This is a genomic window from Opitutales bacterium (assembly GCA_013215165.1).
Lineage (GTDB): Bacteria > Verrucomicrobiota > Verrucomicrobiia > Opitutales > JABSRG01 > JABSRG01.
Genome location: JABSRG010000053.1, coordinates 13,019 through 27,293, shown reverse-complemented (window position 1 = coordinate 27,293; position 14,275 = coordinate 13,019). Strand labels below are relative to the sequence as shown.

Here is a 14,275-nt window from a genome sequence, read left to right as displayed (position 1 = left end):
CGAGTAATAGCTCCTCTCTTTTACGGTGATCGTTGTATATCCAGTGCAAAGAACTCCCCGTCCCCTCAATTGCACCCTCCGAGACGCTACAGCAAACGAGAGTCTCGACTCAATTCTGGAATCGGTTACGAAAATCTAAAGGTGTCATTCCTGCATGTTTACGGAATGTATAACAAAACGCTGAAACAGATCCAAAACCGCACTCAACTGCAACATACTTAACTGGCTCATTCGACGCGATCAACATGCGGCGGGCAGCATGGACGCGCCGCCGAATTATTTCTTGGTGTGGTGTACTGTCTAAGTGAACTTTGAATTCTGAATGTAAGTGCGGCAAACTCCAGCCTACGGCGCGAGCCACTTGCTCTAATTTAAGCTGTTCATTGAACCGCGACTGAAAGATCCGTAAGCAGTGCTGCAGCGGAATGGGTAAGGCGCCTCGTTCCTCTCTTCCCGCCGATATATTGACTTCTAAAAGCAGTCGACTGAACGCGTGTTTCGTCAATACCACGCGATCAAAATTTTCATCATCCAAGAGGATTATCAGCTGATCTGCGAAGTTGTTTAAACTATCGAGATCCTCCCAGCGTGAAAACCGGCGGACTCTTCTCGGTCCACCAAGCGCTATTGTCGGTGAATCAAAAACAATATTCAAACAAGCATAGGGATCACCCGGATCAGTTCTCTTGATGGTCATGTCCCCTGGGTGGTGCCAGATAAGGTCTCCAGTTGTTACCTCTCGTAAGTGCCCTCCAACCCCCGGCACCCAACCGCGACCACTCAGCACTACCTCTACCCGCTCTATACCATCTTTTATATGATTCCCGAGACCACTGCTATACTTAGAACTGCGAAAAAAACTGGCTCCATGAATCCCTCTTGGGTCTGAAATTGTGCCTTTATTGTTAGATTCCGATTTCTTCATGGCCGTCCTAGGATTTGGATCAAATTCATAGAAATCCGATATACAAGTGACTTGTTCATGCGCTTATGAGGGACAAACGTCTGAATGATTACCTATAATTCATAAACCCAAATCAAAAACCCCATGCAAGAAGTAAGATTCGGATTCATCGGCTCCGGCCAAATTGCTAAATCCAGCGCAAAGGATATCTCAGCACATTCCCAGGGTAAGCTTTCAGCTGTTCAAGATCTCTCGCTAGAGAGAGCTAACGAACTTGCTGATGAGTTTGATATCTCGAATCGCTATACTGAGGCAGCGGACTTGTTTGCTGATCCAAACGTAGACGCGGTCTATATCGCGGTCCCCAATAAATTCCATGCTCCTCTGGCTATTCAAGCCTTGGAGGCTGGAAAGCACGTTTTGTTGGAAAAGCCGTTTGCGATGAGCCTTGAGGAGGGCAAACAAGTGGCTACTGCGGTAGAAAAGAGTGGCAAGGTCTTCACAGTGGGAATGAACCAGCGTTTTACTGAAGATCACCAGAAGGTAAAGTTTCTGGTGGAGGAAGGGGTCTTGGGTGAGATTTACCACGCTAAAGCATTCTGGTATAGACGGAGCGGCATACCCAAGCTGGGCACATGGTTTGGCAATAAAGCTATGGCCGGAGGCGGTGCACTCTATGATATCGGTGTTCACGCACTTGATCTATGTCTCTACCTTCTCAATAACTATAAACCTGTCTCTGTTTTTGGAACGACATACACCAGGTTTGGTAACCGTGGACTCGGAGAAGGCAATTGGGGGAAATCAGACTACAATAAAGACATTGTCTTCGACGTGGATGATTTCGCCACTGCACTGATCAAGTTTGAAGATGGCGCCACCGTAGAATTTGGGGCCTCGTGGGCATGTCATATGGAGGCAGGTAACGATAACGGCGTTCATCTTTATGGAACGGAAGCCGGTTCAAGCACAAAGGGTGGTAAGCTTTTCCGGAAAGATCCACTGCGCACAGACTACGATGTCGTTGAGAACGTCGCAGCCGACCTAAAATACCCTCATGCGAGTCGCTTCCACAATTTTATTAATGCTATTAACGGGACCGAGGATCTGTGTTGCACCATCGAGCAGGCGCTCACTATCCAGAAAATCTTAGACGGCATCGCCGAATCTTCAAAGACAGGCAATGCGGTCGAAATCAGCTAACCCCATTTAGACCAAACCCTCATGAAGGCATCAGACTTTGGCGTACAATCGTATTGTTTTAGAAATTTTAAAGAAAACCAAACCGTCGCGCAGAAAGTGCGTGAAATCGGCTTGGACAAGATCGAAATTTGCGCAGTACACGCAGATTTCAATGATCCCGATGGATTCGAAGAGATCATCAAGATCTATGAGAATGAGGGAGTTAAAATCATCTCAACCGGCGTGCAGATGTATCAGGGCGATGATCGTGAAGAAGCCTGGTTCGCGTGTGCCGCTGCGGCGGGATGCAAACATGTTTCTGCACACCTTGGAATCGGAACCTATACCCGTGCCATCGGTCGCCTCAGGAAATGGTCCCGTCAGTATGGAATCAACGTCGGTATCCACTGTCATGGTGGGTATATGTTTGGTGGCTCTCCAGATGTTTTAAAACACCTAATCGACTTGGGGGCTCCTGAAGTCGGTCTGAATATAGACACCGCCTGGTGCATGCAGATCGGTCCAGCCAAAGGGAATCCAGTGAAATGGGTCGAGATGTTTGGCGATTCTGTTTACGGAGTGCATTATAAGGACTTTACTTTCGGGCCAAACGGGCAGTGGGAAGATGTTATCGTCGGCACCGGAACACTGGACCTTCCAGCATTTGTAAATGCTCTTGAAGCAGTAAATTTCGATGGCATGGCAGTGATAGAATACGAAGCAGATGTCGAAAATCCGGTGCCCGCGCTGAAACGCTGTGTGGATTCGATGCGCTCCGCTATTTAATCCTAATGTTTTTCGGCGTAGATTTAGACCTATGCTGAATCATTTCATTGGGTGAATAGTTAATTCTTTTTCCCAAAACCAAAATAATGGAAAGGTCACGCAACTCTCTGCATTTGATCGAGTTACCTCTGATAAATATCAATTTCAGATACCCGCATGATCCTGAGAAACTCACTGACGCGCGCATTACAGGCGAGCATCTTTACAGCTACATTTCACCTGGCAGCCTTGGAGCCATACGTCATGGGGTTGGAAAGCACGATCAAACCCTTCTTTAATAAATACTGCGTAGAATGTCATGGACCGGACACCCAGAAAGCAGGATTCCGGGTAGACAAGCTGACACCGGCTACAACCAACTTGATGGCGGAAAAGTGGCAGCACGTTGCTGATCAAGTCGGCTTGGGGGATATGCCGCCGCTAGACTATCCTAAGCAGCCGACATTTGATGAACTCGATGCAGTGGATGCGTGGATTCAGACAGAACTGGCTCGTGCTGAGACAGAGTTGGCCGCAGGGGGTGTTACTGAGGCCGTGCTCAGGCGACTCACTCCTCTCGAGTATAAACTCACTCTTCGTGATCTATTCAAAATTGAGCTGCGCGAATTTGACCCCACATTCTTCCTTGCGCCCGAGGTAATCGGAGATGGGTTTACGACGGATGGCTCTAAGCTCTCTCTCACTCCGAGCATGCTTCGGTCATATATTGATGCTGCGGCAGCGACGTTGGATCATGTTGTGACTCCAGGCGAGCAGCCTGAATTATTCAGTGAATCTTGGATTGGCTCGAAACAGCTGCTTCCAAAGGCTGAGGTGAATCCCGATAAACCTGAAATGGTATATATGGAGCACTTCTTTGATCGAGGGCATATCTCCCCACGCAAATTCACAGCGCATGCCGACGGACTCTACAGAATAACTGTGAAAGCCCATGCGGTGCCGCCCCCTATGCATCGCAAAGGACCTCGTCGCTGGCCTGTTGAGTTGAATATTCGTAGACATCGCCCATCCCAACCGCGTCTCCCCGAAAATCATATTTTTGAAGTATATGAGGAGACAGAAGAATTTGTTACTGAGCACTACATGCAGCCAGGCGATCATGTGCACACGCTGTTCCACAATGGTTGGGAGCTTGGCAAAGGGGGATTGATTAAGTGGCGTGAACGCGGCTGGCATCCTCACCTGTATATTGAAAATGTCTCTATCGAAGGCCCGCTCATAGATGAATGGCCGCTACCCAGACACCAAACCGTTTTTGGAGATCTTTCTTCTCATGTCGAAGACGTTGATCGATCTGAAGCTCACAGACTCCTCAAGCAATTTACTCAACGTGCTTTTAGACGTCCAGTCGTGGAGAGCGAGCTCGAGCCGTTCTATAATCTTTACGATTCAAGCCGCGCCCAGGGATTAGACTTTTACGAAGGAATGAAGCTGGCTTTGCAGGGTGTCTTGGCATCACCCGGCTTCCTCTTTCTCAATGAGCCTGCAGGGGAACTGAGTCAATATGCTGTGGCATCGCGTCTATCCTATTTCCTCTGGAGCTCTATGCCAGATGATGAGCTTTTTCGCCTGGCTGCAGAGGAAAAACTCAAAGACCCCGAGACGTTGATTGCTCAAGCAAATCGGATGCTGGAAGACCCGAAAGCGGATGCATTCTTCGACCGTTTCACCGACGAATGGCTCAATGTCGATCATGTGGGAGTTATGACCCCAGATGCGCGCCTCTATCCAGAATACAACGGTGATTTACGCGCAGCCATGCAGGAAGAGACGCGTTTGTTTGTGCGCAAACTTTTCAAAGACAACTTACCATTAGAAAACATCATCGATTCAAATTTTACGTTTTTGAACGAAATGCTTGCAGAACTCTATGGCATTGAGGGTGTAGAGGGAGAACATATGCGCGAAGTTGCATTGCCAGATAATGGCCGACGCGGAGGTATCATCACCCAAGCTAGTGTGTTGAACGTCACAGCAAATGGCACGATTACCTCCCCAGTGGTACGGGGCATCTATATACTCGAATACATTCTTGGGACTCATCCGCCGGCAGCACCTCCAGACGTGCCTCTTATTGAACCAGATATCCGCGGTGCCACGACAGTCCGTGCTCAGCTCAGCAAGCATAGAGAAATCCCTTCATGTGCTAGCTGCCATGCAAAAATCGATCCGATCGGCTTTGCTTTTGAAAATTACGACGTGCTCGGAGCATGGCGTGACAACTACCGTGCCGTTAATCCCGATAAAAAACGTAAACGTGACCCCAGCTTCATCGCCGGTCCTGAAATTGATAGTGCAGATTCAATGGCTGGCATAGGCAGTTTCGAGGGCATCGAAGACTTTCGCGCCCTGCTCCTAGAGCCCGAACAAATAGCCAAGATAGAAGAAAATTTCGCGCGTAAACTTCTCACCTTTGCCGCTGGTCGTAAAATCCGCTTTTCTGACGAAAGTGACTTGTTTGCGGCCATCGATCGTTACCGGACAGATAATCGAGGTGCTCGTACGATGCTGCACCAAATTATCACTTCATACACCTTCCTGAACCAATAGAGACTAAATCTGGATCCTACGATACATTTCTCGTTTGGGTGAAACGGTAGTCTCTAAATGCCGAGTCAAAATAGTGCTTAGTTTGCGCAACTCTCGGTGTTTATTTTGGTTTCTAACAGTAAATTCCGATTTCAAAGACCTCCATGATTCGTAAAACCCTACTGAAACTTACGCTTTCAGCGATAATTTTTGCAGCTGCATCCAACGCATCCGCTAAAGAACCAGATATCCTAGGGTTAGAAAATACAATCAAACCCTTCTTCAACAAATATTGCATAGAGTGCCACGGACCCGATGCTCAGAAAGCGGGGTTCAGGGTAGACAAATTGACACCTGCCACAACCAACCTCATGGCTGAGAAATGGCAGCATGTTGCCGATCAGGTGGGCTTGGGAGACATGCCCCCACTAGACTACGCCGAACAGCCGACATTTGATGAGCTCGATGCAGTGGATGCTTGGATTCAGGCGGAACTCGCCCGCGCTGAAACTGAATTGGCCGCAGGGGGTGTTACCGAAGCTGTGCTCAGACGGCTCACTCCTTTAGAATATAAATTGACCCTCCGCGATCTGTTCAAAATAGACCTGCGCGAATTTGACCCTACGTTCTTCCTTGCGCCTGAGGTGATGGGAGATGGGTTCACAACAGATGGCTCTAAGCTTTCCCTCACACCGAGCATGCTTCGATCATACATCGATGCAGCCGCAGCGACGCTGGAGCATGTTGTGACTCTCGGCGATCGGCCCGAGTTATTCAGCAAGACTTGGGTGGGTTCGCAACAGCTCCTTCCAAAAGCTGAAATAAATCCAGATAAGCCAGGAATGGTTTATATGGAGCACTGGTTCGATCGGGGACACATCTCGCCGAGAGAATTTACAGCGCATGAAGACGGGCTCTACCGCATACGAGTAAGAGCTCATGCGGTGCCTCCTCCCATGCATCGACCCGGTCCTAAACGCTGGCCCGTAGAACTAAGTATCCGCCGTCACCGCCCTTCTGAGCCGCGTCTTCCCGTAGATGAGATATTCAAAGTATACGAGGGCACAGAGGAATTTACAGCTGAGCACTTCATGAAAAAAGGGGATCGAATACATACTCTTTTCTTCAATGGATGGGAGCTTGGCCCAGGCCACATAAAACAGTGGCGTGAGCGAGGATGGCACCCCCACCTATACATTGAGAATGTAGCTATTGAAGGTCCGATCATAGAAGAGTGGCCGCTACCTCGACACAAAACTATCTTTGCGAACCTCAGCTCTGATGTTGAAGACGTTGACCGCCAGACCGCACAGCAACTGCTGAAACAGTTTACGCAACGCGCGTTCAGACGGCCCGTCACAGAAAGCGAGATGACGCCTTTTTATGATTTGTATGATTTAGGCCGTTCACAAAACATGGATTTTTACGAAGGCATGAAAGTGGCCTTGCAAGGCGTCCTGGCGTCGCCTGGCTTCCTATTTCTCAATGAGCCAGCGGGTGAGATGAGTCATTATGCCATCGCGTCGCGGCTGTCCTATTTCCTTTGGAGTTCGATGCCTGATGATGAGCTTTTCCGCCTGGCCACAGCCGGGAAGCTCAAAGATCTAGAAACTTTGATCGCGCAAGCAAATCGGATGCTGGAAGATCCAAAGGCTGACTCCTTTTATAATCGTTTTGCAGACGAGTGGCTCAATATCGATCACGTCGGAGTCATGACACCAGATGCACGCTTGTATCCAGAATACAACGGCGATCTGCGCGTCGCTATGCAGGAAGAGACCCGTTTGTTTGTGCGTAAGCTTCTCAAAGAGAATTTGCCCTTAGAGAACATCGTCGATTCCGACTTCACCTTTTTGAACGAGGCGCTTGCAGAGCTTTATAATATTGAGGGTATCGAGGGTGAGCACATGCGCGAGGTGGCGTTGCCGGAGGACAGCAGGCGTGGCGGTATTATTACCCAAGCGAGTGTCCTGAATGTAACAGCGAACGGCACCATTACATCTCCAGTAGTTCGAGGAATTTATATCCTAGAAAACATTCTGGGAACCCATCCGCCTGCGGCACCCCCTGACGTGCCTTTGATCGAACCCGACATCCGCGGGGCCACAACCGTAAGGGCTCAATTAGAAAAACACCGTGAAATCCCTTCTTGCGCTAGTTGCCATGCAAAGATTGATCCCGTGGGGTTCGCTTTTGAAAATTACGACGTCCTTGGCGGATGGCGTGATAATTACCGCGCTGTCAATCCAGAGAAAAAGAGAAAGCGCGACCCCAGCTTCATTTCGGGTCCATCAATCGATAGCGCTGACACCATGGATGGAATCGGCAGTTTCGACGGCATTGATGAGTTTCGTGCCCTCCTCCTGAAGCCCCAACAAATAGCCAAAATAGAAGAGAATTTTGCGCGTAAACTCCTGACATTTGCTGCGGGACGGAAGATCCGCTTCTCAGATGAAAATGATTTGTTTGCAGCCATAGACCGCTACCGAGGAAACAACCCTGGTGCTCGGACCATGCTACATCAAATTATCACCTCAGACACCTTCCTCAACCAATAGAAATTTAACCAACAAATCTCATTATGAATAACATCTCACGCCGCCGTATTCTGAAGTCTGCCACCGGGGCGACCCTGGCCCTCCCCTTCCTCGAGAGCCTCCATCTCTCAGCCGAGGTCAAGAAGACACGTGATTGCCTCTTGGCGATCCAAATGCCGCTTGGCATATATGCCGGTGCCCTGTTTCCGGATGGATCTAATCTAGACCCTCTAAGCACAGAATATCTAGCTCCATTCAAGGATTTCCATCCCAAGATGACACTTCTTTCGGGCATGTATCATCCTGGCGTGAGTAACGGTCACGTTTCAGGGAGTCGCGTATTCACCGGTAAATCGAATCTCGGCTATGGAGATCCAAAACTGGCCCCGAATGCAGAGTCCTTCGACCAAGTAGCAGCGCGCCATTTGGGTAAACATACTCGTTTTTCATCTATTTCATTAAACACGAGAGGCGACCACAGTGCCTCGTGGTTTAACAATGGTATGAATGTGCCCGCTCAGACGGATATGAAAAAGTTATTCGACCGTCTATTTAAAGAGGAATCCGTCGCGGACCAAGCATCACACCAGAAACGCCTAAACATGAAAAAAAGTGTGCTCGACGCGATCTGGGAACACTCCAAGACCATCGAAGGTTCTTTGACGCAAACTGATCGCGATAAATTAGGTGAGTATTTCCACGCCATCCGGGAGACTGAATATGGTATCCGCAAAGAAGGCGAGTGGCTCGATCGACCTCGTCCAAAGGTGGATGCCGATGCCTATCCTGATCAGCGTGACGACGGTGGCTTCATGCTTAAAGTACGCAATCAATTGGACATGGCCTACCTTGCGCTAGTTACCGATTCAACACGCATCATGACATCCATTATTGGGGCACAGGGCAATGTGGGAATAGAGGGTGTCAATAATGGTTATCACGGCCTATCCCACCGCGGCAAGGATCCCGAAAACATCCGACAGCTCAAAATCATCGAGTCGAGCATCCTGGCTGAAATCAAACGCCTACTCAATCGCCTAGATGCTGTAGTCGAACCCGATGGCAAGACACTGCTCGACCACACTACTGTCATCCTGACCAGTAATCTCGGAAATGGCAGTAACCACTCTAGCCAAAACCTTCCAGTCGTCGTTTTTGGTGGAGGCTACAATCATCAAAAATATATCAGCTATACACCCGCAAATGAGACCCCGTTGTGTAACCTCTATCTAACCACGTTACAGAAAATGGGTGTTCCAGAGGAGCGCTTTTCTACGTCGACTGGGATCATAAATCAGCTCGTTTAGGTGAGATCGGTGCCAGTTTCCAAAACTTTTTGGATCGCGGCAAATACGGTTTTATCTGTCAAGAGCCATGGGTGTAATGGCACCCTGAAGGTATGATTTTCCGCGCGCGGCCATTTCGAGCTGCGCGCTGGAATGATCATGAGGTCAAAAGGCGTCCAAAATGAATAGCATGGAGTCCCGTCGAGCGTGGCCTCAGACTCCTTCAGTTTTCTAAGATGCCTACTTCCAGGACGCATGTCTCGCGTTCCCTTCCCCCAAAAAAGCATGCACAATGCACTGCCGTGGTGTGGCGTACCCAGGGTAATCAGTGCACGCGGCTTCAGGGCTGGATTGACACACTGAAGCAGCGTTCTTGAAACAATACCGCCCATGCTGAATCCAATGATATAAAACGGTTTGCTCTCGACACCAATTGCTTCCGCTTTCAACAGCGAGTCTATCTGCTCGGCTAGTTCTTGCATCGATGCCACTCCCCCAGCGCCATTCATAGTCGGAGCAAAAATATCGTAGCCCAGATCCGCAAGACGGTCCGCCATTCGCTTGAAAACCCAGCGCGTGTCGAAAATTCCATGCACGCAAACTATTGTGCCCACTGGGTTTCCGGGTAAATTCGAGCGTTTCCACATAGAACGCAGCTTTTCTCTCTTTCTTCTGACAGCAAGTAAAATGACAACTTTATAGCCATGTTTAATGCTTCCGAACTCGCCATGCCTTATCTTCGTCCTCTCCAGGCTTATGCTCCTGGTGAGCAACCCACCGAAGAGAACTGGGTAAAACTCAATACAAACGAAAACCCCTACCCGCCCAGTCCTCAGGTCGATGCAGCCATCCAAAAGGCTATCGGATTGCTACGAAAATATCCTAGCCCAACCAGTGCCCCACTCCGCACCTCACTCGCAAGACACTTTAAGCTTGGAGCTGATCAAGTATTTGTTGGCAACGGATCGGACGACGTGCTCAATCTCCTAGTTCGTGCATTTTCTGGAGATAATCCGGTCGCAGCCATGCAGCCGAGTTATTCCTTATATCCGGTTCTTACAGGAATCGCGGGCAAGCAGATCGTCCACATCCCATTTGGTGACTCCATGGAAGTCGACATCGACGCTATAGCTAACTCTGATGCGAATCTCTTCTTCATGACGTCACCCAATGCACCGACAGGCCTAGCGATTCCCAACACAATCCTGAGGGAAATCCTCGATCGCTTCTCAGGTATTTTTGTCGTCGACGAAGCGTATGCGGACTTTGCCGACGAGAGTGCAGTCGAACTTCTGAACGAGTATCCCAATTGTGTGGTAACTAGGACCTTCTCAAAGAGTTACAGCCTAGCCGGACTACGTGTCGGCTTTGCACTGGCTGATCCCAGCACAGTAGCTGTTTTAGATAAAGTGCGTGACTCCTACAATGTCGATGGCCTGGCCCAAGCTGGGGCCCAAGCTGCTCTCGAAGATCAAACATACTTCAAAGCCATAACCGAGAAAATCATCCGCAACCGTGAATACTACAGGACAAAATTCGATGCCTGGGGTTGGTTCACTTACAAATCGAGCGGAAACTTCCTTTTTACGCGTCCTCTGATTGGTGATCGATTTGGAGCAGAGATCGCGAAGTCTCTATTCGATCACCTCAAAGCAAATAAAATCCTCGTCAGACATTTTCCGAAACATCCCGACACTTGCGCTTTTCTTCGCATTAGCATAGGCACAGAAGACGAAATGGAGAGTCTCATCGAGGCTATCGAATCATGGCTTTCTTAATTGACCTTTTCAGTTGATCAATCGGTTCTTCATTTATGATTCAGGCATATTCAGACATTACCCAGAAGGCCTTGAAGTTGTCTTCAAGTGACCGGGCTACGCTGGCTCAACTCCTTATTCAAAGCCTTGATAGCCAGTCTGATGAAGCAGTTGCTGATGCATGGCGAAAAGAAATTAAGCGCCGTTCAGAGTTAGCAGCGGATGGTGAAATCTCGGAGCGTAGTTCGAAGAAGTCTATTCAAGATCTCAAAGCTCGCATAGCGGAGTGAAAGAAATCCGTGTCGTCTCTGTCGCCGAAGAAGAGCTCTTCGCAGCTGCAAAATATTACGAGGAGCAGCAGCAAAATCTAGGACTGGATTTTATAACAGAAACCGAGAGAGCGATGGATACCATCGCAGCAGATCCCACACTTTGGGCTATTCGTTTCGAAAACTTCCGTCGCTTTTTGCTTCAGCGTTTTCCTTTCGAAATATGGTATGAAGATCACCCGGAATTTATCCGCATACTGGCAATTGCACACCAGAGACGTCGACCATTTTATTGGAATCGTCGAGTTGATGGAGAATTTCCGGGTATCTGACGCAATCCCGACACTTGCGCTTTTCTTCGCATTAGCATAGGCACAGAACACAAAATGGAGACTCTCATAGAGGCTATCGAATCATGGCTACAAAAGAACGCTTAGAGACCTTGCGCCGGACGACTGGCGAGACAGACATCGAAATCACCTGGAATCTGGATGGCTCCGGCCAATCAGAGATCGAGACGGGCATTCCGTTTTTCGATCATATGCTGACCTTATTTGCACGCCACGGTCACTTTGATCTCACGGTAAAGGCCATGGGCGACATCGATGTGGACTACCACCACACTGTCGAAGACACCGGCCTGTTGCTCGGGCAGGTGTTGCGTTCAATTCTCGGGGATCGCAAGGGTATCACACGCTATGGTTTTTTCCTACTTCCAATGGACGAGACGCTCGCACAGGTCGCTGTTGATCTAGGAAACCGCCCCTATTTAGTCTATAACGTGGAGCACAGTGAGTCAGGTCCGTTGGTGCGGGATTTCAACATCCACATGCTCAAGGAATTTTACCAGGCCTTTGCCAACGAGGCGGGAGCCAACCTACATATTGCCACACAATATGGTTATGAGCCGCACCACTTAGCCGAGGGCTGTTTCAAGGCGTTTGCACGAGCATTATCCGCTGCTTTGGCCCCAGATTTGCGCCTGGGTGACCGGGTGATGTCTACCAAGGGTTCACTCAACGTTTAGAGCCATGGACGCTTCTATCTCTCCCACGATCGCTGTAATCGACTACGGGATGGGCAATCTGCGTAGTGTGCACAACGCCCTGAGATATGTCGGTGCGCAGATCCGTATTATTGATCAACCAGATCAGCTCGGCGATGCTGCCGGCCTCATCTTGCCGGGTGTGGGTGCTCTACGTGACTGCGTAAGCTATTTGGTTAAAAGTGGACTCGGCGACACTGTGCGTGATTGGATCGCTGATGACCGTCCTTTTCTAGGAGTTTGCTTAGGCTTACAGGCACTCTTTGAGTCTTCCGAAGAAGGCGATATACAGGGGCTCGGCATATTTGCTGGGAAGGTGGTACGCTTTGACGTCTCTACCGACCTCAAAGTCCCACACATGGGCTGGAACCAGGCATCATTCACCCGGCAGCATGCAATTATGAACGCTGAGCTCAGCCAGGGTGAGGACCAGTTTTACTTTGTGCACAGCTACCACGTGGACACTCCGGATAAAGATCTAGTCTGGGCAACCACCGACTATGGTTACGCATTCACCAGTGCAATCTCCCGTGGTAACGCTTTCGCCACTCAGTTTCACCCTGAGCGCAGCCAAGCAACAGGCTTGCAGATATATCGCAATTTCACCCGCTTGGTGACCGAATCCGTTGTTATAGGTTAGGCCCTGAGCCTATGGGTCCATCGCGTCCGGATCGGTCACTTTCGCTCCTTTGGGCGCCGGCACGTCTCCCGAAAGCAGCGGGTCATTCACCGATTGCATTTGTTGATTCAGTTTTCCACGCATCTCCTCGAGTTTCGCTTGATATTTTGGGTGATAAGCCAAGTTGTTCATCTCTTGAGGATCGTAAAAAGCGTCATAAAGCGTCTCCCAGTCCGACTCCGAATCCGCATAACCGTCATGGATCCAGACAGTTTTACTTGGGCTGGCATCGATATTGGGCATGACCACCTTTTTGCGCTCACCAAATCGACGCGCGTAGACCCAGCGCTTCTCACGATAACAACGCTTGGGCTCGTAGGCCGCGTGGTAAGTGACCTCACCAGTAATGAACTCATGAATCTCCTCGGTCTCACCACTAATCAATGGCAATAGGGAAGCACCTTGAAGAAAATCTGGTTTCTTTATTTCCAGAAGCTCACACACCGTTGGGTAAATATCGAGATTACTACACAAGGCATCCACAACTTTCCCCCCAGTGAATCCCCCTGGGCCGCGGATGATAAGGAAGGTTCCGCAGCCTTGGACGTTGAGACAACATTTCATTCCAGGAAACGGTGCGCCATGATCCGTTGTAGCAATGATAAGTGTATTTTCGCGTAAGCCAGCTTCATCAACAGCGGTGATCACCTCACCTATCTTCTCATCTAGCAAACGAGCATCTGACTTAAAATGTGCCCAGTCAGCTCGCACCTCGGGAGTATCTGCTAATACCGGAGGGGGCGCTGTGTATCTTGGATCGTCTCTGGCATCAGGTTTCGCAGTAAAACCAGCTCCTTTCCTGTGGGTAACAACGTGGTTTATGCTCATGAAAAATGGGCGTTCATGATCTCGCTTAATGGTATCTATAATATCGGCGTCGTCCCGGAAACGCTGCTCATAGCCACAGACTCTATGCGCATCTTCTGGTCCGTTCCCGATGAATTTAGCTCCGGTATGGTTATCGGGCATTCTTTTATCCGCGATCGTTAAGTAACCTGCATCCTTCAGTGTATGGGCTAGATGCTGACTGAAGTCATTTGGGATAAACCCACGATGCCCCAGCCCAAAAATCCCCGAAGTGCGGGGTAATTGCCCCAGAGTCAATGCAGCTCTACTCGGAGAACATGTCGGCGCGACCGTGAAAGATTGCCGGAACAGCACGCCTTCCTCGGCAAGCCGCTGGAGATTCGGCGTATCTACGGCATGCCCGTAAGGCTGAGTATAGCGGCCAGTATCGGGTGAATTTATGTAAATAATGTTCGGTTTACGTAACTCCATTTATCAAATCTGTAACTTAATGT

The 14,275-nt window shown here is 49.4% G+C and carries 13 protein-coding genes; 10 read left to right on the top strand and 3 right to left on the bottom strand.

The genetic code is table 11. The features are described 5' to 3' along the window. Positions 1-109: 109 nt before the first annotated feature. Positions 110-925 carry a helix-turn-helix transcriptional regulator gene (locus tag HRU10_11730; protein ID NRA27903.1) on the bottom strand — a complete coding sequence of 272 codons (816 nt, stop codon included), beginning with the start codon at positions 923-925 and terminating at the stop codon, positions 110-112. 123 nt (positions 926-1,048) lie between these two features. Between HRU10_11730 and HRU10_11725 the strand changes: the two genes are divergently transcribed. From HRU10_11725 to HRU10_11705, 5 genes are all read left to right on the top strand, one after another. Next, positions 1,049-2,107 (top strand): Gfo/Idh/MocA family oxidoreductase, encoded by a 1,059-nt coding sequence (locus tag HRU10_11725; protein ID NRA27902.1) that lies wholly within the window; start codon positions 1,049-1,051, stop codon positions 2,105-2,107. A 21-nt stretch (positions 2,108-2,128) separates the two neighbouring features. Then, on the top strand, positions 2,129-2,872 hold the full coding sequence (locus HRU10_11720) for a sugar phosphate isomerase/epimerase (protein ID NRA27901.1): 744 nt from the start codon (positions 2,129-2,131) through the stop codon (positions 2,870-2,872). Between the two features lie 156 nt (positions 2,873-3,028). Further along, positions 3,029-5,422 (top strand): DUF1592 domain-containing protein, encoded by a 2,394-nt coding sequence (locus HRU10_11715; protein ID NRA27900.1) that lies wholly within the window; start codon positions 3,029-3,031, stop codon positions 5,420-5,422. Between the two features lie 143 nt (positions 5,423-5,565). Further along, positions 5,566-7,959 (top strand): DUF1592 domain-containing protein, encoded by a 2,394-nt coding sequence (locus HRU10_11710; protein NRA27899.1) that lies wholly within the window; start codon positions 5,566-5,568, stop codon positions 7,957-7,959. A 23-nt stretch (positions 7,960-7,982) separates the two neighbouring features. Then, positions 7,983-9,245 (top strand): DUF1552 domain-containing protein, encoded by a 1,263-nt coding sequence (locus tag HRU10_11705; GenBank protein NRA27898.1) that lies wholly within the window; start codon positions 7,983-7,985, stop codon positions 9,243-9,245. Here the strand turns inward: HRU10_11705 and HRU10_11700 are convergent. Then, positions 9,242-9,871, bottom strand: a complete 630-nt coding sequence (locus HRU10_11700) for an alpha/beta hydrolase (GenBank protein NRA27897.1) — start codon at positions 9,869-9,871, stop codon at positions 9,242-9,244. The genes HRU10_11705 and HRU10_11700 overlap by 4 nt on opposite strands. Positions 9,872-9,928: 57 nt before the next feature. On the opposite strand from HRU10_11700, the gene hisC reads away from it, so the two are divergent. The 5 genes from hisC to hisH all read left to right on the top strand — a co-directional run bounded on the left by hisC (position 9,929) and on the right by hisH (position 12,935). Beyond that, positions 9,929-11,002, top strand: a complete 1,074-nt coding sequence (hisC, locus tag HRU10_11695; GenBank protein ID NRA27896.1) for a histidinol-phosphate transaminase — start codon at positions 9,929-9,931, stop codon at positions 11,000-11,002. Positions 11,003-11,037: 35 nt separating this feature from the next. After that, a complete protein-coding gene (locus tag HRU10_11690) occupies positions 11,038-11,271 on the top strand; it encodes an addiction module protein (GenBank protein ID NRA27895.1) in 234 nt (77 codons plus the stop codon). Next, complete coding sequence (locus HRU10_11685; protein NRA27894.1) at positions 11,268-11,582, top strand: type II toxin-antitoxin system RelE/ParE family toxin; 315 nt, start codon at positions 11,268-11,270, stop codon at positions 11,580-11,582. The genes HRU10_11690 and HRU10_11685 overlap by 4 nt, the downstream gene beginning before the upstream one ends. Before the next feature lie 83 nt (positions 11,583-11,665). Further along, positions 11,666-12,277, top strand: a complete 612-nt coding sequence (hisB, locus tag HRU10_11680) for an imidazoleglycerol-phosphate dehydratase HisB (GenBank protein NRA27893.1) — start codon at positions 11,666-11,668, stop codon at positions 12,275-12,277. A gap of 4 nt (positions 12,278-12,281) precedes the next feature. Further along, the gene (gene hisH, locus HRU10_11675) at positions 12,282-12,935 is read left to right on the top strand and encodes an imidazole glycerol phosphate synthase subunit HisH (protein ID NRA27892.1); all 654 of its coding nucleotides are present in this window, start codon (positions 12,282-12,284) and stop codon (positions 12,933-12,935) included. 9 nt (positions 12,936-12,944) lie between these two features. Here the strand turns inward: hisH and HRU10_11670 are convergent, their stop codons facing one another. After that, a complete protein-coding gene (locus tag HRU10_11670; GenBank protein NRA27891.1) occupies positions 12,945-14,252 on the bottom strand; it encodes a sulfatase in 1,308 nt (435 codons plus the stop codon). Between the last annotated feature and the right edge of the window lie 23 nt (positions 14,253-14,275).